Below are 18,381 nucleotides of genomic sequence, written 5' to 3'. Positions count from 1 at the left end.
CGAAGTCGTGGCCAGCTCGACCGACGCCTACAAGCAGGCGGGAGTCACCAACCCGCGCGAGCAGATCAGCATGGCCGAGGTGCACGACTGCTTCACGCCGACCGAGCTCGTGCTCATGGAAGACATGGGCTTCTCGCCGCGTGGACAGGCGTGGAAGGACGAGCAGGAAGGCCGCTTCGACCTCGAGGGTCCGCAGCCGGTGAACCCGGACGGCGGCTTGAAGTCGTTCGGTCATCCGATCGGCGCCTCGGGGCTACGCATGATGTACGAGATGTGGCTGCAGCTGCGCGGCGAGGCCGGCCCGAGACAGATCAAGAACCCGAAGCTCGGACTGACTCACAACCTCGGCGGCGCACCGGGCCGCTGCGTGAGCTTCGTCTCGATCGTCGGCAACTCGTTGGGTTGAGCGGCTGACCACCGAAGCGGGACCCATCCCTGCGCCGGAGCCGTACTCCGAGAAGGAGTTCTATCTCGAGGACTTCCACGGGAAGACCCTCGCGATCGCGGCCCCGGCGGCGGAGCTGCGCCACCCGGCGAAGCTCGCCGAGGTGATCGACGAGCTGGCGCGCAACGAGACCAACGTGGTGCTGCTCTCGACCGAGCGTTCGGCGCTGGAGCCGCTGGTCGGCGGGCACGTGCTGTCGATGGCCACGCCGCGGCTCGAGGGCACGGTCTGGCGCCAGCTGCGCGAGTCGTTCCGGCTCGGGCTGGTCGTCGCCGGCTCGCTCGCCTTCGCGCCTGCCTGCCGCGAGGCCAGCGTGCGGCTCGGCATCTCGAAGCTGGTCTGGATCGACCGCGACGGCGGGATCGTGCGCGCGAACGGCGAGCGCGTGTCGTTCGTGCACCTGGACGAGCTGCGCGAGCTCCTGGCCGCGGGCGCGCCGCGCAACGAGCGGCGCGCGGCGCTGCTGCGCGAGGTCGAGGCCATGCTGGTCGCGGGCGTGCCCGCGGTGAACGTATGCACGCTCGAGGGGCTGTCGGACGAGCTCTTCACGTACGCCGGCTCGGGGACGCTGTTCACCGAGGAGCGCTACGTGGTGGTGCGCAAGCTCGGCCTGGACGACTTCGACGCGGCCAGTGACTTGATCGCGCGCGGCACCTCGGAAGGCTACCTGGCGCCGCGCACCGAGGAGCAGCTCGACGCGGTGCTGGCCAGCGGCTTCGGCGCGTTCGTCGAGGGCTACCACCTGGCGGGGATCGGGTCACTCCTGGTGGACGAGTCCGGTGACTGCGCCGAGGTGGCCTCGCTCTACACGCTCACCCGATTCCTCGGCGAGGGCGTCGGCAGTCACCTGGTGTCGTACGCGCTCGAGCGCGCGCGCGAGCGGCGGCTCAAGTTCGTGTACGCCTGCACCACCAGCGAAGGCGTGGGCCGCTTCTTCCAGCTGCACGCCTTCCGCGCGGCACTGCCCGACGAGGTGCCCGCCGCGAAATGGCGCGGCTACGACCCCGAGCGGCGCCAGCGCGTGCGCTGCTATCGGCTCGACCTCACGCAGACCCAGCTAGCTCTGCTCGAGTAGCTCGACCCAGTTCCCGTCGGGGTCCTCGAGCATGGCGATCTCGACGCCCGCGCGCACCTTGCGGCGCGGAATCACGATCTTGTGACCCGCGCTCTGCGCCGCGGACACCACGTCGTCGAGGTTCGAGACACTGATCGTCCAGTAGCGGTAGCCGGTGCCGCCGCCGATCCCGCCGGGCGCGGCGCGGCTCGCGGGCGGCTTGTCGGGCACCACGAGCTTGATCACGCTCGTGCCGCAGGCCAGCCGGTGCATGAGTCCGCCGGTGGGCATCGGCATGTCGCCCTGGTGCGCGAGCCCGAGCACGTCGCGGTAGAACGCGAGCATCGCGGGGCCGTTCACGGAGATGATGCCGAGGTCGATCGAGTCCTTGGTGGTCTTGATTCCCATGCGCCGAGTCTACGCGAACGCCGGGGCGGGCGTGGCCAGACGCAAGCTCGCGGGGCCGAGGACGCCCGCGGGCAGCTCGAGCGCGCGCGCGTGGAGACACATCCGGCTGCCGGGCGCGGCGGCGGGGTCGTACAGCGGGTCACCGCAGATCGGGTGTCCCAGGTCGGCCAGGTGCACGCGCAGCTGGTGCTGGCGGCCGGTCACGGGCTCGAGCTCGAGCGCGCTCGCCTCTGCGCCCGCCGCGACCAGGCGCGCGCGCGTGTGCGCGCTGACTCCCGCGGGGTCGACCCGGAAGCGCGGCGGCCGGTGGCCGCAGCGCAGGATGCGGCCGCGCAGCTCGAGCAGCGGCGCCGACACCGGAAAGTGTCGACCCGCGTCGCCGCGCACGCGCGCGTCGTAGCGGCGCGCGACCGCGCCGGCCGCGAACGCGCGCACCAGCGCCCGCTGCACCTCGGCGCGCAGCGCGACCAAGAGCACGCCCGAGGTCTCGCGGTCGAGCCGGTGCGGCAGCCACGGCCCGCCCGGCTCCGCGTCGCGCGCCTGGCCCAGCGAAAGGGCCGTGAGCAGCGTGCGCTTCACTTCGTTCCCGGCCGGGTGACAGGGCACGCCGGCCGGCTTCTCGATCGCGAGCCAGCCCTCGCCACGCGCCAGCGGCTCGAGCGCGAGCAGGTCGTCGAGCTCCGCGTCCGCGTCGCGCGGGCGCTTCTCGATGCGCACGTCGACGCGCTGGCCGGCGTTGGCCACAGCGCCCGCGCGCTCGACCACGCGGCCGTCGACGCGCGCGCGCCCGGCCCGGATCCAGCCCGCGACCCGCGTGCGCGACGCGAACGGCAGCCGGGCGGCGAGCAGGCGATCGAGCCGCAGGCCGTCCTCGTGCCGGCCCACCACGAAGCCGAACGACTCCTCGGGTGCGAGCAGCCGTTCTACGTCCATGGCGGGGAGTGACTATTCCTCGGCGGCGCCGTTGGTCTCGTGCTCGGCGATGCGCCGCCGCACGTCTTCCATATCGAGCGCTTTCACGCGCTGGATGATCTCCTCCAGGTGTTGGGCCTGGAGCGCGCCGGGCTGCGCGAACACACAGATCTGCTCGCGGAAGATCGCGAGCGTGGGGATCGACTGGATCTCGAACATGGCCGCCAGCCGCTGCTCGACGTCGGTGTTCACCTTCGCGAACACCGCGTCGGCGTGGCGCGTCGAGGCCGCCTCGAACACGGGCGCGAAGTTCCGGCACGGCCCGCACCACGGCGCCCAGAAGTCGATCAAGACCAGTGAGTTGTCCTCGATCGTCTTCTCGAACGTGGCTTCGGTCAGCTCCAGGGCGGCCATGGCACTCCTTCCTCGCAGTTACTGCGGCGCGGCGGGCGCGCCGTGCGCCTTCAGGTACTCGCCGGCGACCCAGCCCTCGGGCAATGCGCCGTCGGACTGGACCTTCTTCCAGCCGTTCTTCTCTTCGAGCACGCGCACTTCCATGCCCTTCTTCAAGGTACCCAGCACCGTTCCTTTGGTGCTCGGAATCGCGCGCACATTCAAGCTGTTGGCGGTCACGACCTGCATCGGCAGCATCTCGACGCTGCCGCCGCTCGCGGCAGCGCCGGCCGGCGCGGCGCTATCGCCCCCGCCCTCCGCGTGCTTGCATGCCGTGCCGAGGCCACCCGCGAGCACCATGAGGACGAGACAACCGAGCCGGACCGTGTACACGCTGGTTCCCCCTTTTCGGACCCCGCGCGACAGCATGCCGGGCGGGCGGCGCGAGGGCAACGAGCAGCGCGCTAGAACGAGACCTTCGCGTACAGCATGAAGTGCAGCCACCAGGCGCGGCTGTCTGACTCGACGTACTGCCGCATGCCCGCTCCGGGATCGAGCGCCGACACGATGCCCGTGAACGACAGCCAGCTCACGGGCTGCCAGTCAGTCACCAGGTCGAAGCTCTGCCCGAGATGGTGGCTGTGGATGTTCGCGGCGCGCGGATTCTCGTCGCGCGCGGCCAGCTCGCTGACCGGCTCGAGCAGCGCGTAGTAGTTGTAGATCAGCTGCGCGGTCACGCTGTCGCGCGGATGCACCTGCAGCCGCACGGTCTGCATGCGCAGGTCGCGGTTCTGCGCCACGAAGTTCCCCATGATCTCGCCCACGTACCAGGTGCTCCAGTCGTTGTAGCCGTAGAACAGCGGGTCCCAGAGCTCGGACTGGGCCGTGCTCGGCCGGTCACCGCCGAACTGCGAGTAGCGGTAGCCGACGAACGGCGTCCATGGTGACTGCTCGAAGGTGTAGCCGCCTTCGGCGTACCAGGCCGCGGCGTGCGAGCGACTGCCGTTCAGCTCGAGCGCCCACTCGGCGCCGAGCGAGAGCGCGCGGTCGATCGGGAGCGGAGTGAGTGCCGCGCGCCAGTCGAACAGATTCAGCCCGGCGCGCGAGGCCTCCTGTGACCCGACGACCTTCAGGTAGGTGAAGCCGATGGTCCCGGTCTCGCCCGCGCCGTACTCGAAGTTCCCGCCGACGGCGTCGGTGCCCGAGAACGGGTGGTCGTTCGGGCGCAGGTAGAAGAGCTCGGCGCGGTAGGGGCCCGTGGTGAGTCGCGCGACTGCGCTCATGTAGAACGCCTTGCGCGGCGCGAGCCAGAACGCGCCGCGCTCGCCGCCGTCGCTGGCGCCGTCCAACACCAGGAAGCCGTTCCCGACCTGGTACTTCTGCTTGCCGACCGAGAGCTCGAGCGCGTCGTGACCCAGGCTCGGGAAGAGCTCGCCCGAGCGCCAGCCCAGGCAGGCGTCGTCGAACTCCACGTCGCCCGCGTAGCGGTCGTCGACGTTGGAGCCCGCCGCGTCGAGCCCCTGACTGCGCGCGGCGATCGCGGAAGCCCGGCCGAAGACCGAGCCGAACTCACCCAGCGCCAGCGCCCCCTCCAGCCCGCCCGTGAACGCCCACTCCCACCAGTAGCCGACGGCGTCGCCGAGCACGCTTCGTGACTCGCCGTGCCAGGCGTCGTGCTCGGCGAAGATCGCGCTCTCGAGCGCGAGCGTGGGCCGCAGGTACGTGTCGCCGTCGCGGTACAGCGTGAGATCGATCGGCGCCGCGGGCGGGGGATCCGCTGCGGCAGCCTCGCGCGCGAGAGCCGCGGCGGCCAGGAGCGCGAGCAGGCTAGAGCAGCGCGGCACCGAGCGCGGCCCCGCAAAGAATCACACCGGCTCCCGCGAGCACGATCCGCCGCAGGCCGACGGCCGCCAGGAAGCCGACCATTCCGGCCTTGAACAAGGTGTTCGAGGCCACGGCCAGCACGATCGTGAGGAACGCCGGGCCGGAGCTCGCCGGGTCGGAGAGCGAGAGCTGCGCCATCGAGAGCGCGATCGCGTCGACGTCGGTGAGTCCCGCGATCGCGCCGGCGAGATACAGCCCCGCCGACCCCAGATACACCTGCGCGGCCTTGGCGGCGAACGTGATCACGCCGAACAACAGGCCGAAGCGGATCGCCTGCCCCAGCTCGAACGGGTTCGAGCCCGCCGTGACCGAGGCCGTGTCGCCCGTGCGCGACCGGCGCCAGAGGAACGCGCACACGGCCAGGCCCGGGATGGCGAACGAGAGCATCGCGCCGGCGATCCGCGGCAAGAGCGCCCGGTCCACGGCGCCCACCAGGAGGATCACGCGCAGGAACATCACGCTCCACGCGACCAGGATGCCCAGCGCGAGCGCCGCGCTCTGCTGCGGCTGCTCGCGGCTGCGCTGCGAGAAGCCCAGCGTGACTGCCGTGCTCGAGACCAGGCCCCCGAGCAGCCCCGTGAGACCGATGCCGTGCTCCGCGCCGACCACCTTCACGAGCAGGTAGCTCGCGAAGTTCAGGCCCGAGATCAGCACGACCATGAGCCAGATCTTGTACGGGTTGATCACGTCGAACGGCGCGGGCCCGAAGTTCTGGTTGGGCACGAGCGGCAGCACGATCACGCTCACCAGCGCGAACTTCAGCGTGGCCTCGACGTCCTCGCTCTCGATCCGGGCCGCGAGCTGGTGCAGCCACTCCTTCAGCGCCAGAACCCCGCCGCTCGCGACCGCGAGCGCGGTCGCCGTCAGCAGGTGACCCGCCACGCACAGGTAGCCCAGCGCGAACGACAACAGCGCCGACAGCTCGGTCGTGACTCCCAGCTCGCCCTGCCGCACGGTCGCGCCGTACGACACGATCACCAGCCCCGCAGCCGCGGCGAACAGCCCGATCGCCAGCCACGGGCGCCCGAGCTCCTGGTCGAAGAACGCCGCCAGCCCGCCGGTCAGCCCGAGCAGCCCCAGCGTGCGCACCCCGGCGAACTCGACCGGCGTCTTCTTGCGCTCGCGCTCCAGCCCCAGCACCACGCCCAGCCCCAGCGCCAGCGCGAAGCGCAGCGCGAGCGTCAGCGGGTCGAGTGACTCGGCCGGATTCAGAACTTCTCCTGGACCAGGCGCAACGGGTGCTTCGACTCCTTGTAGCTGCCCGGCTTCTGGCGCTTGGGCAGCTTGGGTCGCTCGCGCTTGATCTCTCTGTAGGGGACCTGGTCGAGCAGGTGGGTGATGAGGTTCAGGCGCGCGCGCCGCTTGTCGTTCGAGTGCACGACGTACCAGGGCGCGTGCTCGGTGTCGGTGGCCGCGAACATGTCGTCGCGCGCGCGCGAGTAGTCGTACCAGCGCGAGTAGGACTTCAGGTCCATGGGCGAGAGCTTCCAGATCTTGCGCCCGTCGTCGATGCGCGCCTCGAGCCGGCGCGTCTGCTCCTCGGGACTCACCTCGAGCCAGTACTTGAGCAGGATGATGCCCGAGGCGACCATCAGCTCCTCCGCATGCGGAGTCACTTGTAGGAAGGTACGGGCGGCGTCTTCGCTGCAGAAGCCCATGACCCGCTCCACGCCGGCGCGGTTGTACCAGCTGCGGTCGAAGATCACGATCTCGCCCGCCGCGGGCAGGTGCGGCAGATAGCGCTGCACGTACATCTGGGTCTTCTCGCGCTCGGTCGGAGCGGGCAGCGCCACCACGCGGAACACGCGCGGGCTGACGCGTTCCGTGATCGCCTTGATCGTGCCGCCCTTGCCGGCGCCGTCGCGGCCCTCGAACACGATGCAGACCTTGAGGCCCTCCTGCTTGATCCACTCCTGCAGCTTCACCAGCTCCACGTGAAGCTTCTCGAGCTCCTTCTCGTACTCCTTGCGCGGCATCTTCTCCTTGACCGCGACCTCGCCCTTCTTCTTCTTGGCCTTCATGGTCCGCTCTCCTCTACCATTCTGCGTCTCGGAGGTGACTCGTGGCGCTCCACGATCTCGGCTTGTCCATGGCACAGAAGCAGCTCACGCCCGGCGAGAGTCTCTCCGAGGTCCTGTTCGGGCTCATCATGACGCTGACCTTCACGCTCGGGGCGGGAATCCTGACCCGCGACGATCCCAGCGCCGCTCGCGACCTCTTGGTCGCGACGGTCGGCTGCAACCTGGCCTGGGGGATCATCGACGGGGCATTCTACGTGGCCGGCCAGGTCTTCGAGCGCGGCCGGCTGGCGCGCGTGGGCGCGCGCATCCGCGCCGCCGCGAGTGACGAGGCCGGCGCCGCGGTCGTGGCCGAGGAGCTCGAAGACCTGGTCGGGCTGGCCGTCGACCCGGCCGAGCACGCCGACCTGTACCGCCGTGTCTCACGCTACGTGCGGAGCGTTCCGCCGCGGCGTGTAGCCACGAGCCGCGCGGACCTGTACGGCGCGTTCGCGAGCTTCTGGCTGGTCTTCCTGTCGAGCGTGCCTGCCGCGCTGCCGTTTCTCTTGATTCCCGACCGCCCGTGGCTCGCGCTGCGTGTCTCCAACGCGATCCTGATCGCCGGACTGTTCGCGATCGGCTGGCGCTGGGCGCGCCATACCACGCTCCGCCCCTGGCTCACCGGGCTCACGTTCCTGGTGATCGGCATCGCGCTGGTGGGAATCGCGGTGGCGCTCGGCGGCTGACCCGCCGGTCACTCGGTCTCGGCCAGCCAGTCACCGAGCAGCATGTAGGTCACGGCCAGGACCACGGGACCCACGAACAGTCCCACCACGCCGAACGCGATCAGCCCGCCCACGACGCCCGCGAAGATCAGCAGGAGCGGCAGGTCGGCGCCGCGCTTGATCAGCACGGGCCGCACGAAGTTGTCGATCGTGGCGCAGAACACGGCCCAGACCAGAAAGACCGTGCCCCAGACGCTCCCGAGCTCGTAGTAGCCCCAGATCACCGCGCCGATCAGCACCGGCGCCGCGCCGATCTGCGCGATCGCGAGCACGAACGAGACCAGGGTGAGCACGGCCGCGAACGGGATGCCGATCGCGAACAGCCCGAGCGCGACGAGCGTCGTCTGCACCAGCGCAGTCACGATCACGCCGAGCGCCACCGCGCGGATCGCCTGCGCCGCCAGCCGCACGGCCTTCTCGGCCGGCTCGCCGCCCAGCCGGCGCGCGAAGCGCTCGACCCCCACGCCCGCGCTCTCGCCGCTCGTGTAGAGGATCGCGGTCAGGATCACCGTGAGCAGGAAGTGCAAGAGCAGCGCCCCGATGCTGCCGATCTCGGACACGAGCCAGCGCGCGATGTCGCGCGCGTAGGGCGTGATTCGCGCCGCGAGCTCCTCCGGGTTGGACGCCGCGAGCTCGCGCCACTCGCCCGCCGCCCTGGCGCCGACCAGCGGGAGGCCCTCGAGCCAGTGCGGCGGCTGCGGCAGCGTGAAGCTCGCCAGCGAGTGCGAGAGGTTCGAGATGTCCTCGGCGTTCTCGACCAGCGCGTCGACCCCGAGATACATCGGAATCACGAGCAAGAGGAGCAGCACAAGCGTGAGCAGCGCCACGGCGGGCGCGCGCCGGCCCCCGAGCAGGCGCTGGGCATGCAGCAACAGCGGCCAGGTCGCCACCGCGATCATCGCGGCCCAGAGCGCCGCCGCCAGGAACGGGCGCACGATCCAGAACGCGGTCGCGAGCAGGGCGCCCAGCGCGAACAGCTGCAGCGCGCTGCGCACCAGCTCGCCCGAGCGCCGCGCGCGCGACTCGGTCACGGACACGTGCGCTGCCCCGACACGATGATGCTCTGCGGGATGATCCCGATCGGCTCGATGAGCGTGTACATGACTCCGATGAATGCGTCGGGCACGTTGTCCTCGACCCGCACGCGCGCGGCGCAGAGTGACTCGTCGCGGATCACGTCGGCGGGGTCCTTGCCCGAGACCCGCACCGCGCCCCAAATCGCGAACCAGGCGCGGTACTGGCGGCGCACCTCCGCCGGCTCGTCCGCGCGCATGAGCCGGACGTCGTGGTTCCAGGGCGCGGCAGCGGTCACGTGGGTGCAGGCCGTCAGCAAGAGCCCCAGCGCTGCGAGCGCGCGCCTCACGGGTTGCCCTCGACCACGACGGTGCGCCGCACGACCGACACCAAGCTGGTGAGGGCGTTCACCACGGTGTCCCAGGGAGTCAGCTCGGTGCCGACCCGGACCTCCCGGAGACCGTGGCGCGCGATGGTCTCGGCCGTGCTGGTGTCGGACAGCGGTTTGCCGCCCCACAGCGCGTACCACACCACCCGCTCGTCGCGAACGGAGGCCGGCGCGTCGAAGTCCATCATGCGCACCGGCCGGCCCGGCGGCGCCTCGATCTGCACCGCTCCGCAGGCGCACAGCGCCAGCGCGAGGCAGATCGAGCCCCACAAGGGGCGCTTGCTATCCTCGCCGGGCCCTGGGAGAGCTGCCATTGAACATCCTTGGAATCTCCGCGTTTTATCACGACAGCGCGGCCTGCCTCGTGCGGGACGGCGAGATCGTGGCCGCGGCCCAGGAAGAGCGCTTCACGCGCAAGAAGCATGACTACCGCTTCCCGGCGAAGTCCATCGAATACTGTCTGGCCGAGGCCGGAATCTCGCCCGAAGAGCTCGACATCGTGGCCTTCTACGACAAGCCGCTGCTCAAGTTCGACCGCCTGCTCGAGACCTACGTGGCCTACGCGCCGGCGGGCTTCCGGCTGTTCCTGATGGGCCTGCCGCTGTGGCTGAAGCAGAAGCTCTACACGCCGCGCGAGCTCGACGCGGGTCTCTCGCGCCGCTACAAGGGCCGCTACGTGTTCCTCGAGCACCACGAGTCACACGCTGCGAGCGCCTTCCTGCCCTCGCCGTTCGACGAGGCCGCGATCCTGACACTGGACGGTGTCGGCGAGTGGGCCACGGGCTCGATCGCGGTCGGGCGCGGCAACCAGATCCAGATGCTGAAGGAGCTGCGCTTCCCGCACTCGCTCGGCCTGCTCTACTCCGCGTTCACCTACTTCACGGGCTTCAAGGTGAACAGCGGCGAGTACAAGCTCATGGGGCTGGCGCCGTACGGTGAGCCGGTGTACGCCGACCTGATCCGCGAGAAGATGCTCGATCTCAAGCCCGACGGCTCGTTCCGCATGGACATGAGCTACTTCGCCTACACGCACCAGGACGTGATGACGTCGCGCAAGTTCGAGCGCCTGTTCGGCGGGCCGCCGCGCAAGGCCGAGTCACCGATCACGCAGCGCGAGATGGACCTCGCGGCCTCGGTCCAGGTCGTGACCGAGGAGATCATGCTGCGCATCGCGCGCCACGCGCACGAGCTCACCGGGCTCGAGAACCTGTGTCTCGCGGGCGGCGTGGCGCTGAACTGCGTGGGCAACGGGCGCGTGCTGCGCGAGGGTCCGTTCGAGCAGGTCTGGATCCAGCCGGCCGCGGGCGACGCCGGCGGCGCGCTCGGCGCGGCCCTGTTCGTGTGGCACCAGCTGCTCGAGAACAAGCGCGAGCCGCGCGGACGCGACGCGCAGAAGGGCTCGCTGCTCGGGCCGGCCTACTCGAACGCGGAGATCCGCGCGTTCCTCGAGCGCCGTGGCGCGGTCTACCGCCACTACGAGCACGAGGACGCGCTGTGCGAGGCCGTGGCGCAGCTCATCGCCGAGGAGAACGTGGTGGGTCACTGCGCCGGGCGCATGGAGTTCGGGCCGCGCGCGCTCGGCGCGCGCTCGATCCTGGGCGACGCGCGCTCGCGCAAGATGCAGGCCACGATGAACCTGAAGATCAAGTTCCGCGAGTCGTTCCGGCCGTTCGCGCCCGCGGTGCTGCGTGAGGACGTGGCCGAGTTCTTCGAGATGCGCCCGAACGAGGACTCCCCCTACATGCTGCTGGTCGCGCCCGTGCGCGAGTCGAAGCGCCTGGCGATCGAGTCACACGGCGAGAAGGGCCTCGACAAGCTCAAGCAGGTGCGCTCGGTCGTGCCCGCGATCACGCATGTGGACTACTCGGCGCGCGTGCAGACCATCGACGCCGAACGCAACCCGCGCTTCTACAAGATCCTGCAAGCTTTCAAGCGCCGCACCGGCTCGCCGGTGCTGATCAACACCAGCTTCAACGTGCGCGGCGAGCCGATCGTGAACACGCCCGAGGACTCGTACCGCTGCTTCATGCACACGAACATGGACGCGCTCGTGCTCGAGAGCTTCGTGCTCTTGAAGAAAGATCAGCCCGAGGCCAAGGAGATCGACGTCGACGCCTACCTCGCCGAGTTCGGGCTGGACTGACTCGTGTCGGGCATGGTCGAGCTCAACTTCCGGCCCGACGAGCGCACGCTGCGCCAGTTCGGCTGGCTTGCGCTCGGCGGCTTCGGGCTGCTCGCGCTGTGCGCCTGGAACGGCTGGCTGGTGTTCCGGCACGGGCTGGGCGCGTGGCGCGAGACGGTGAGCTTCGCGTTGGCCGGCCTGGGCGTGCTCTCGGCGCTGTTCTCGCTGGTGTTCCCGCGGGCCAACGCGCCGCTGTTCGTCGGGCTGTCCGTGGCCGCGTTCCCGATCGGCTTCGTGCTCTCGTACGTGATCATGGCCACGCTGTTCTACGGGGTGATCGCGCCGGTCGGCTTCGTGATGCGCCTGTTCGGCGTGGACCCGATGGACCGCCGCTTCCAGCGCGAAGCCCCGACTTACTGGCGCGACGCGCGTCCGCCGCGCGCCAAGGCCGACTACTTCAAGCAGTTCTAGGAGGGATCGTGGACGAGCGCGAGAAACGAGCCGGAGACGACTTCGCCAGCGAGGCCGCCAAGCCTCAGGCCGGGCTCGCGTCCGAGTTCTTCATGTTCCTGCGCGACAACAAGAAGTGGTGGCTGGCCCCGATCGTGATCTCGATCCTGGGGCTCGGCCTGCTCGTGCTGCTCGGCGGCAGCGCGGCGGCGCCGTTCATCTACACGCTGTTCTAAGCGGCTAGTCCTCGGGCGCGACGCCCGCGTAGAGAGTCACGAACGCGAAGCCGTCGAACGCATCGGCGGAGTCGGCATTCCAGCCGTTCAGCGACACGGCGATCTGCGTGGCGTTGGCGATCGAGACGATCGCGTTGGCCAGCGCGACCGGGTGGTCGACGTCGCCCTCGGCGGTCGCCTGCGCGATCACGAGCTCGCGCACGATGTTCTTGGGGTACTTGCCGTTGAAGTACAGGATGAGGCCCGTGCTCGTCGGCCCGGTCGTCACGGTCTTGGTGCCCTTGCCGCCGAAGGCCGAGACCGTGCCGTCCCCGAGGTTCACGCGCGCGAAGCCGAGCGCGACGCCTGCGGTCGCGGGACCGCCCGCGTGGGCGGGCATGGCCAGGATGGCGACCAGTGACACGAGCGCGAGACACGAAGAGCGCAACGTCCGCATGAACCCCTCCAGCATTTCCGGATCGGCGCTGATTCGCGCAGCCCAGTGAGTTGCGCAACTCCCGTGTCCCGAACGACCCGGATGGCCGGCACGGGCCCGCCGCCCGCGCCAGACGGCGCCTTTCGCGACGCGGTACAATCGCCGCCGGCAGGAGGGAATTGCGCATGGCCATGAAGAGCTTCCCGATCGAGGCGAGTCACATCCTGATGTTCGCCCGCGCCGTGAACGACCCGAACCCGATCTACTCCGACGCGGAGTACGCCCGGAAGAGCGAGCTGGGCGGCATCATCGCGCCGCCCACGTTCACGCAGGCGAGCGCCCAGTTCGACCCGGACTACTTCCTGCGCCCCAAGGTCGGCCAGCCCTGGTTCGGCTCCGGCAAGGAGCCGACGGGCGCGGTGCGCCGCGCTCCGGCAGCCGGCGCGAGCAGCGAGCCGCGCGGCGCGGCCGCGGGCGGGCTGCATGCCGAGCAGCACTTCGAGTACCACCGGCCGCTGCTCGCGGGCGACGTGCTCACCGCCGAGACCAAGCCCGGCAAGACCTGGGAGCGCGAGGGCAAGCGCGGCGGCAAGCTGCAGTTCAGTGAGTCGGTCACCGAGTACCGCAACCAGCGCGGCGAGCTGGTGGTGACCGCGCGCGGCGTCGGTGTGCGCACCGAGCGCGTGATCGAGCAGAAGTAGGAGGCCGCGATGGCGCTTCGAGCGAAAGACTTGAAAGTCGGCGACGTCCGGGAGGAGGTCGTGATCGAGAACCTGACCCGCACGCAGCTCGTCATGTACGCCGGCGCATCGGGCGACTACAACCCCGTGCACACCGACGAGGTGTTCGCGACCAAAGTCGCGGGCTATCCCACGGTGTTCGCGCACGGCATGCTCTCGATGGGCGCGACCGCGCGCATGCTCACCAACTGGGTGGGCGACGGGCGACTCACCAAGTACGGCGTGCGCTTCGTCTCGCAGGTCTGGCCGGGCGACACCCTGACCGCGCGCGCGACCGTCGAGGCGCTGCGCAGCGAGGCCGGCGCGCCGATCGTCGACCTCAAGGTCGTGACCACCAACCAGGACGGCAAAGAGGTCGTGTCGGGCTACGCGAGCGCGCGCCTCGATCCCTGAGCCGCTGATGTCGAGAGACTCCGCCGCATCGGCGGTGCGCGCGCCGCTGCAGGGCACGGTCACCGCGATCGAGGTCGCCCCGGGCGACGCCGTGCACGCCGGGCAGGCGCTCGTGGTGCTCGAGGCCATGAAGCTCGAGCACGTGATCGAGGCGCCGCACGCGGGCATCGTGCGCGGCATCTCGGTCGCGGTCGGCGACCTGGTGCAGGAGCGCCACGTGCTCGTGACGGTCGAGGCCGCCGAGGTCGAAGGCGCGCGCGCGAGTGACTCCGCCGGGCCGGGCCTCGACCACGTCCGGCCCGACCTGGCCGAAGTCGTGGAGCGTCACGCGCTGGGGCTCGATCCCGCGCGGCCCGACGCCGTCGCGCGCCGGCGCAAGACCGGCCAGCGCACGGCGCGCGAGAACGTCGGCGATCTCGTCGACCCGGGCACGTTCGTCGAGTACGGCCCGCTCGCGATCGCGGCGCAGCGGCGGCGCCGCTCGCTGCCCGACCTGATCGCGCGCACGCCCGCCGACGGGCTCGTGGCCGGCATCGGGCGCGTGAACGGCGAGCTGTTCGGCGAAGAGCGCACGGCGTGCGTGGTCATGTCGTACGACTACACCGTGCTCGCGGGCACGCAGGGCCAGCAGAATCACCGCAAGAAGGACCGCATGTTCGAGATCGCGCACGCGCAGCGCCTGCCGATCGTGTTCCTCACCGAGGGCGGCGGCGGGCGGCCGGGAGACACCGACGCCGCGGGCGTGTCGGGCCTCGACTGTCTGGCCTTCACGCTGTTCGCCGAGCTGTCGGGGCTCGTGCCGCTGGTGGGAATCACGTCGGGCCGCTGCTTCGCGGGCAACGCCGTGCTGCTCGGCTGCTGCGACGTGATCATCGCGACCGCAGGCTCGAACATCGGCATCGGCGGCCCCGCCATGATCGAAGGCGGCGGGCTGGGCCTGGTGCGCCCCGACGAGATCGGCCCGATGGACGTGCAGACACAGAACGGTGTCGTCGACGTCGCGGTCGCCGACGAGGCCGAGGCCGTGCGCGTGGCCAAGCAGTATCTCTCGTACTTCCAGGGCGCCCTGCCCCGCTGGGACTGCGCCGACCAGCGCGCGCTGCGCGCCGCCGTTCCCGAGAACCGGCTGCGCGCTTACGACGTGCGGCGCGTGATCGCGACCCTGGCCGACACCGACTCGCAGCTCGAGCTGCGGCGCGACTGGGGTCACGGCATGATCACCAGCTTGATCCGCGTCGAGGGCCGCGCGCTGGGCGTGATCGCGAACAACCCGAACCACCTCGCGGGCGCGATCGACCGCGACGGCGCCGACAAGGCCACGCGCTTCATGCAGCTGTGCGACGCGTTCGACCTGCCGATCCTGTTCCTGTGTGACTGCCCCGGCATCATGGTCGGGCCCGAGATCGAGAAGACCGCGCTCGTGCGCCACGCCTCGCGCATGTTCGTGAACGCCGCGAGCCTCACGGTGCCGTTCTTCACGATCGTGCTGCGCAAAGGCTACGGCCTGGGCGCGCAGGCCATGGCCGGCGGCTCGTTCAAGGCGCCGCTGTTCTGCGTGTCGTGGCCCACCGGCGAGTTCGGCGGCATGGGCCTCGAGGGCGCGGTGAAGCTCGGCTACTCGAAGGAGCTCGCCGCCGTCGACGACCCCGAGAAGCGCGAGGCGCTCTTCAACGAGATGGTCGAGCGCATGTACCAGATCGGAAAGGCCGTGAACGTGGCCTCGCACTTCGAGCTCGACGACGTGATCGACCCCGCCGACTCACGCACCTGGATCGCGAACGCCATGCGCTCCGCCCCGCCGCCCCCGCCGCGGACCGGCAAGAAGCGGCCGTGCATCGACACTTGGTGACTTCGCTTGCCTACGGCTCGCTGCGCGCGGCTCCGCCGCCGACATCGGACCGCGGGCCGATGTCCCGCGGTGGGTCCTCGCTCAGGGCGGCCTTCGCTCGGCCGTCCTGGTGGCCAGTCACTTCGCGGACGTGATGCTCGAGCGCACCAGCGCCAGCGTCGAGAAGTACTCCTCGGGGATCGGCACCTCGTAGTCCACCTCGGCCACGCGCAGCGAGACTTTGCGCTTGTCGAGCTCGTTCTCGAACTCCATGCGCATGGGGGTCTCCACGCCGTGCATGGCGCGGGTCTCGACGGTGCGCGCGACCAGGCGTTTCTTGCCCAGGCGGTACTGCTCGGTGCGCAGGGGGATCCAGGTCTGCGCGTCGATCCAGGTCAGGCGCCGGTCGAAGCGCGGGTTCTCGCGCAGCGCCTTCTCCTCCAGCAGGTAGGCGCTGCGGCCCTCGAGTGAGTCGCGCTTCATGCTCACGATCTCGGTCGGCTCGGACTGCGCGACGCCGAAGCCGAGGAACTCGAGGTCGATCCCGTACACGTCGTCGTTCGCGATCTGCTCGGGCAGGCGGCGCACGCGCTTCAGCTCGGGCTGGTACAGGAAGTAGTCGTTCGGCCGCCCCTGCTGCTCGAGGAACAGCACGCCCACGTTGCGCACGCTCTCGGGCTGCGTGAAGCGCACCATCACGCGCTCGGCGCCCACGGCTTCGTCGGTGCGCCACACGCGCAGCTCGCGCTCCTCGTGTATGCCGCCCAGCTCCATGGACAGGTGCACGAGCGCGGTGAAGTGCTTGCCCGCGAGCCGCGAGTGCCACTGCTGGCGCACGGAGGCGGCGCTCTGCGGCACGGCATCTTCGCTCGCGCGCGCGGCGGGCGCGAGCCACAGCACCGTCGCGCAGGCAAGCCAGCCGACCCACCGCCGCATGCGGCCTCCCTCCGTGCCGAGATCGTGACTCGCGCGCTTCAGCAAGATCGGTACCCGGTGCCGGCGAAACGCGTGCGCCGTGAGCGCGCAGGCGCGGCCCGCGGGAGACCAGCTTCGCCGGCCAAAGCTGACCAAACGTCGTCAGTCTACCAGAGGCCGGTGCGGATCCGACCTGCTTCGGGTGACTCGGCCGCCGCGGCCAGACCGATCCCACCCGCGGCGAGGCAGACGAGCGCGATCACCTGCGAGGTGGTGAGGAAGCCCAGCGTGGGCGGGTTCGTGCGCACGAGCTCGATCGCGAAGCGCCCGGCGCCCTGCAGCACGAGATACTCGCCGATCAAGAGCCGCGAGCGGCCCAGGCGCCGGCGCAGCAAGAGCGCGCAGCCGAAGAGCCACGCCGCCTCGTAGAGCTGCGCGGGGTGCACGCGCTCGGTCGTGGGCGGGGCGCCGTTCGGAAAGGCCACGCCCCAGGGCAGGTCGGTCGGCACGCCGTAGTCGTCGCCCACCAGGAAGCAGCCGATCCGCCCGATCGCCTGGCCGAGCGCGAGCGAGGGCGCGATCGCCGTCGACAGCGACCGGAGCGACACGCCGTCGAGCCAGGTGCGCGCGACCACCGCCAGGGCGCCGAGCGCGAGCCCGCCGTAGAACGTGGCGCCGGCCCGGCTCCACAGCACGGCGCCGAACTCGACGCCGCCCGGCTCGAAGAGTGTCTCGACCGCCGCCCAGACTTTCGCGCCCAGACAGCCGCCGAACAGCGCGTACGGAAACACGCGCCACGCGTAGCCCGCCTCGATGCCCACGCGCGGCAGTGCGCGCGCGAGCCAGCACGCGCCGGCCAGGCCGCCGCCGAAGATCCCCAGCCCCAGCCAGGTCACCGGCAGCTCGCTCACGCGCGCGACTCACTCGTCTTCGTCATAGGGAAGGACGACGGAGCAAACCGCGTGCCCCCGCAGCGCGCGCGCCGCACGCATCAGCGCGAGGGCTGTGGACCCTGGATCACGCGGCGTTGCGCGCGCGCTTCTTCGCCTCGTGGGCCTGCTGCATGCGCACGAGCTCCTCCCAGCCGAGATACGCCGTGAAGCCGTTCTCGTCGAAGAAGAGCACCGGGCCGTCGCAGATGAACAGGTAGTCGGTGTCCTCGAGCGCGGTGGTCGCGCCGTGGATCATGCCGTTCTGCTCGTAGGTGTAGTCACCGGTCGCGAGGATGCCGTCGCGAATCGCGAGCTTCCCCTTCAGGATGAACGTGTGCGCGGCGGACAGGTGCTTGTGCTGCGGCGCCACGTAGCCCTTGAGCCAGCGGAACAGCACCGCCCAGCGGCCGGTCTCGGCGCCGGTCCACAGCACCTTGATGAAGGCGCGCTCGGGATCCAGGTCCATCGGGATCCACTCCATCTCGTTTCCGCGCATGATCGCGTCCATCATCGTGGGGTTGAGCGGGGCGATTTCCTGGGGCAGTGCCATGGTCGGTCTCCCTTCGTCCCGTAGTCTACGCTGTGGCGATGGCCGCCACAGCCGGAGGAGCGCCGATGGACCTGTACGAAGCGATCGAGAGCACGGGGACCTGCCGCTACTACAAGCCCGACCCGATCCCGGCGAAGGTGCTGCGCCGCGTGCTGGAAGCGGCGCGCTTCGCGCCCAGCGGCGGAAACCGCCAGCCCGTGCGCTTCGTGATCGTGACCGACCCCGCGCTGCGCAAGGAGCTGGCCGCGCTCTATCTCCCGCACTGGAAGCAGTACATCGGCGGCATGACCCGCGGCGACGTGCGCGTCGACACGCTGCCCGCCATGGTCCGCAACGCGGACTACTTCGCGAATCACCTGGCCGAGGTGCCGGCGATCGCGGTGGTGTGCGCGCGGCTCGCGGACTGCTTTGCCACCGACACGCAGCTTGGCCGGCTGTCCGTCGTGGGCGGCGCCTCGATCTACCCCGCGGTGCAGAACTTCATCCTGGCCTGCCGGGCCGAGGGGCTGGGCACGGCGCT

At 70.5% G+C, this 18,381-nt stretch carries 23 protein-coding genes and 1 pseudogene; 10 read left to right on the top strand and 14 right to left on the bottom strand.

Annotated features, from left to right (window positions below; translation table 11 throughout):
* On the top strand, positions 1-406 hold a 406-nt coding region (locus VMR86_16725; protein ID HTO08694.1), incomplete at its 5' end, for an acetyl-CoA acetyltransferase.
* Between the two features lie 142 nt (positions 407-548).
* The gene (locus VMR86_16720; protein ID HTO08693.1) at positions 549-1,520 is read left to right on the top strand and encodes a GNAT family N-acetyltransferase; all 972 of its coding nucleotides are present in this window, start codon (positions 549-551) and stop codon (positions 1,518-1,520) included.
* Here the strand turns inward: VMR86_16720 and VMR86_16715 are convergent.
* From VMR86_16715 to ppk2, 7 genes are all read right to left on the bottom strand, one after another.
* Entirely contained in the window at positions 1,503-1,907 is a 405-nt protein-coding gene (locus VMR86_16715) for a VOC family protein (protein ID HTO08692.1), read from the bottom strand. The genes VMR86_16720 and VMR86_16715 overlap by 18 nt on opposite strands.
* 9 nt (positions 1,908-1,916) lie before the next feature.
* On the bottom strand, positions 1,917-2,840 hold the full coding sequence (locus VMR86_16710) for an RluA family pseudouridine synthase (GenBank protein HTO08691.1): 924 nt from the start codon (positions 2,838-2,840) through the stop codon (positions 1,917-1,919).
* Between the two features lie 12 nt (positions 2,841-2,852).
* Positions 2,853-3,233 carry a thioredoxin gene (gene trxA / locus VMR86_16705; GenBank protein HTO08690.1) on the bottom strand — a complete coding sequence of 127 codons (381 nt, stop codon included), beginning with the start codon at positions 3,231-3,233 and terminating at the stop codon, positions 2,853-2,855.
* Between the two features lie 18 nt (positions 3,234-3,251).
* Positions 3,252-3,605, bottom strand: a complete 354-nt coding sequence (locus VMR86_16700; protein HTO08689.1) for an SH3 domain-containing protein — start codon at positions 3,603-3,605, stop codon at positions 3,252-3,254.
* Between the two features lie 71 nt (positions 3,606-3,676).
* Positions 3,677-5,056: an alginate export family protein gene (locus tag VMR86_16695; GenBank protein HTO08688.1), complete on the bottom strand. Its 1,380-nt coding sequence runs from the start codon at positions 5,054-5,056 to the stop codon at positions 3,677-3,679.
* Positions 5,040-6,251, bottom strand: coding sequence for an MgtC/SapB family protein (locus tag VMR86_16690; GenBank protein ID HTO08687.1), 1,212 nt, complete (start codon positions 6,249-6,251; stop codon positions 5,040-5,042). Before VMR86_16690 ends, VMR86_16695 begins: the two co-directional genes overlap by 17 nt.
* Before the next feature lie 53 nt (positions 6,252-6,304).
* The gene (ppk2, locus tag VMR86_16685; GenBank protein HTO08686.1) at positions 6,305-7,117 is read right to left on the bottom strand and encodes a polyphosphate kinase 2; all 813 of its coding nucleotides are present in this window, start codon (positions 7,115-7,117) and stop codon (positions 6,305-6,307) included.
* A gap of 41 nt (positions 7,118-7,158) precedes the next feature.
* Between ppk2 and VMR86_16680 the strand changes: the two genes are divergently transcribed.
* Positions 7,159-7,839: a VIT family protein gene (locus VMR86_16680; protein HTO08685.1), complete on the top strand. Its 681-nt coding sequence runs from the start codon at positions 7,159-7,161 to the stop codon at positions 7,837-7,839.
* Between the two features lie 8 nt (positions 7,840-7,847).
* Here the strand turns inward: VMR86_16680 and ydiK are convergent, their stop codons facing one another.
* Genes ydiK through VMR86_16665 form a run of 3 tightly spaced genes read right to left on the bottom strand, consistent with a single transcriptional unit; the run spans position 7,848 to position 9,552 of the window.
* Complete coding sequence (ydiK, locus tag VMR86_16675; protein ID HTO08684.1) at positions 7,848-8,915, bottom strand: AI-2E family transporter YdiK; 1,068 nt, start codon at positions 8,913-8,915, stop codon at positions 7,848-7,850.
* A complete protein-coding gene (locus VMR86_16670) occupies positions 8,906-9,241 on the bottom strand; it encodes a hypothetical protein (protein ID HTO08683.1) in 336 nt (111 codons plus the stop codon). The genes ydiK and VMR86_16670 overlap by 10 nt, the downstream gene beginning before the upstream one ends.
* Positions 9,238-9,552, bottom strand: coding sequence for a hypothetical protein (locus tag VMR86_16665; protein HTO08682.1), 315 nt, complete (start codon positions 9,550-9,552; stop codon positions 9,238-9,240). The genes VMR86_16670 and VMR86_16665 overlap by 4 nt, the downstream gene beginning before the upstream one ends.
* Positions 9,553-9,593: 41 nt before the next feature.
* Between VMR86_16665 and VMR86_16660 the strand changes: the two genes are divergently transcribed.
* From VMR86_16660 to VMR86_16650, 3 genes are read left to right on the top strand one after another with little or no spacing between them, the layout of a single operon-like run.
* The gene (locus tag VMR86_16660; GenBank protein HTO08681.1) at positions 9,594-11,423 is read left to right on the top strand and encodes a carbamoyltransferase; all 1,830 of its coding nucleotides are present in this window, start codon (positions 9,594-9,596) and stop codon (positions 11,421-11,423) included.
* Positions 11,424-11,435: 12 nt separating this feature from the next.
* Positions 11,436-11,873 carry an SxtJ family membrane protein gene (locus VMR86_16655; protein HTO08680.1) on the top strand — a complete coding sequence of 146 codons (438 nt, stop codon included), beginning with the start codon at positions 11,436-11,438 and terminating at the stop codon, positions 11,871-11,873.
* Between the two features lie 8 nt (positions 11,874-11,881).
* Positions 11,882-12,088 (top strand): DUF5989 family protein, encoded by a 207-nt coding sequence (locus VMR86_16650; GenBank protein HTO08679.1) that lies wholly within the window; start codon positions 11,882-11,884, stop codon positions 12,086-12,088.
* Between the two features lie 4 nt (positions 12,089-12,092).
* Here VMR86_16650 and VMR86_16645 read toward each other — a convergent pair whose 3' ends face one another.
* Positions 12,093-12,524 carry a hypothetical protein gene (locus VMR86_16645; GenBank protein ID HTO08678.1) on the bottom strand — a complete coding sequence of 144 codons (432 nt, stop codon included), beginning with the start codon at positions 12,522-12,524 and terminating at the stop codon, positions 12,093-12,095.
* A gap of 164 nt (positions 12,525-12,688) precedes the next feature.
* On the opposite strand from VMR86_16645, the gene VMR86_16640 reads away from it, so the two are divergent.
* The 3 genes and pseudogenes from VMR86_16640 to VMR86_16630 all read left to right on the top strand — a co-directional run bounded on the left by VMR86_16640 (position 12,689) and on the right by VMR86_16630 (position 15,485).
* Positions 12,689-13,204: a MaoC family dehydratase N-terminal domain-containing protein gene (locus VMR86_16640; GenBank protein ID HTO08677.1), complete on the top strand. Its 516-nt coding sequence runs from the start codon at positions 12,689-12,691 to the stop codon at positions 13,202-13,204.
* Between the two features lie 9 nt (positions 13,205-13,213).
* Complete coding sequence (locus VMR86_16635; GenBank protein HTO08676.1) at positions 13,214-13,636, top strand: MaoC/PaaZ C-terminal domain-containing protein; 423 nt, start codon at positions 13,214-13,216, stop codon at positions 13,634-13,636.
* Between the two features lie 7 nt (positions 13,637-13,643).
* Positions 13,644-15,485, top strand: a pseudogene (locus VMR86_16630) (carboxyl transferase domain-containing protein).
* 117 nt (positions 15,486-15,602) lie between these two features.
* Here the strand turns inward: VMR86_16630 and VMR86_16625 are convergent.
* The 3 genes from VMR86_16625 to VMR86_16615 form a co-directional block, all read right to left on the bottom strand.
* A complete protein-coding gene (locus VMR86_16625) occupies positions 15,603-16,400 on the bottom strand; it encodes an outer membrane lipoprotein-sorting protein (GenBank protein ID HTO08675.1) in 798 nt (265 codons plus the stop codon).
* Between the two features lie 146 nt (positions 16,401-16,546).
* On the bottom strand, positions 16,547-17,290 hold the full coding sequence (locus VMR86_16620) for a prolipoprotein diacylglyceryl transferase family protein (protein HTO08674.1): 744 nt from the start codon (positions 17,288-17,290) through the stop codon (positions 16,547-16,549).
* Positions 17,291-17,396: 106 nt separating this feature from the next.
* Entirely contained in the window at positions 17,397-17,861 is a 465-nt protein-coding gene (locus VMR86_16615; GenBank protein ID HTO08673.1) for a hypothetical protein, read from the bottom strand.
* Between the two features lie 65 nt (positions 17,862-17,926).
* Between VMR86_16615 and VMR86_16610 the strand changes: the two genes are divergently transcribed.
* Positions 17,927-18,381, top strand: a 455-nt coding sequence (locus tag VMR86_16610) for a nitroreductase family protein (protein ID HTO08672.1), incomplete at its 3' end; no start/stop codon positions are given.

This window comes from Myxococcota bacterium, from assembly GCA_035498015.1.
Lineage (GTDB): Bacteria > Myxococcota_A > UBA9160 > SZUA-336 > SZUA-336 > VGRW01.
The sequence above is the reverse complement of the archived record's forward strand: the minus strand, read 5'-3'. Positions and strand labels throughout refer to the sequence as shown.

Coding starts and splice junctions, on each gene's coding strand:
- VMR86_16625 (HTO08675.1), bottom strand. CDS start 16,400: ATGCGGCGGTGGGTCGGCTGGCTTGCCTGCGCGACGGTGCTGTGGCTC.
- VMR86_16715 (HTO08692.1), bottom strand. CDS start 1,907: ATGGGAATCAAGACCACCAAGGACTCGATCGACCTCGGCATCATCTCC.
- ppk2 (HTO08686.1), bottom strand. CDS start 7,117: ATGAAGGCCAAGAAGAAGAAGGGCGAGGTCGCGGTCAAGGAGAAGATG.
- VMR86_16645 (HTO08678.1), bottom strand. CDS start 12,524: ATGCGGACGTTGCGCTCTTCGTGTCTCGCGCTCGTGTCACTGGTCGCC.
- VMR86_16635 (HTO08676.1), top strand. CDS start 13,214: ATGGCGCTTCGAGCGAAAGACTTGAAAGTCGGCGACGTCCGGGAGGAG.
- VMR86_16655 (HTO08680.1), top strand. CDS start 11,436: ATGGTCGAGCTCAACTTCCGGCCCGACGAGCGCACGCTGCGCCAGTTC.
- VMR86_16615 (HTO08673.1), bottom strand. CDS start 17,861: ATGGCACTGCCCCAGGAAATCGCCCCGCTCAACCCCACGATGATGGAC.
- VMR86_16640 (HTO08677.1), top strand. CDS start 12,689: ATGGCCATGAAGAGCTTCCCGATCGAGGCGAGTCACATCCTGATGTTC.
- trxA (HTO08690.1), bottom strand. CDS start 3,233: ATGGCCGCCCTGGAGCTGACCGAAGCCACGTTCGAGAAGACGATCGAG.
- VMR86_16710 (HTO08691.1), bottom strand. CDS start 2,840: ATGGACGTAGAACGGCTGCTCGCACCCGAGGAGTCGTTCGGCTTCGTG.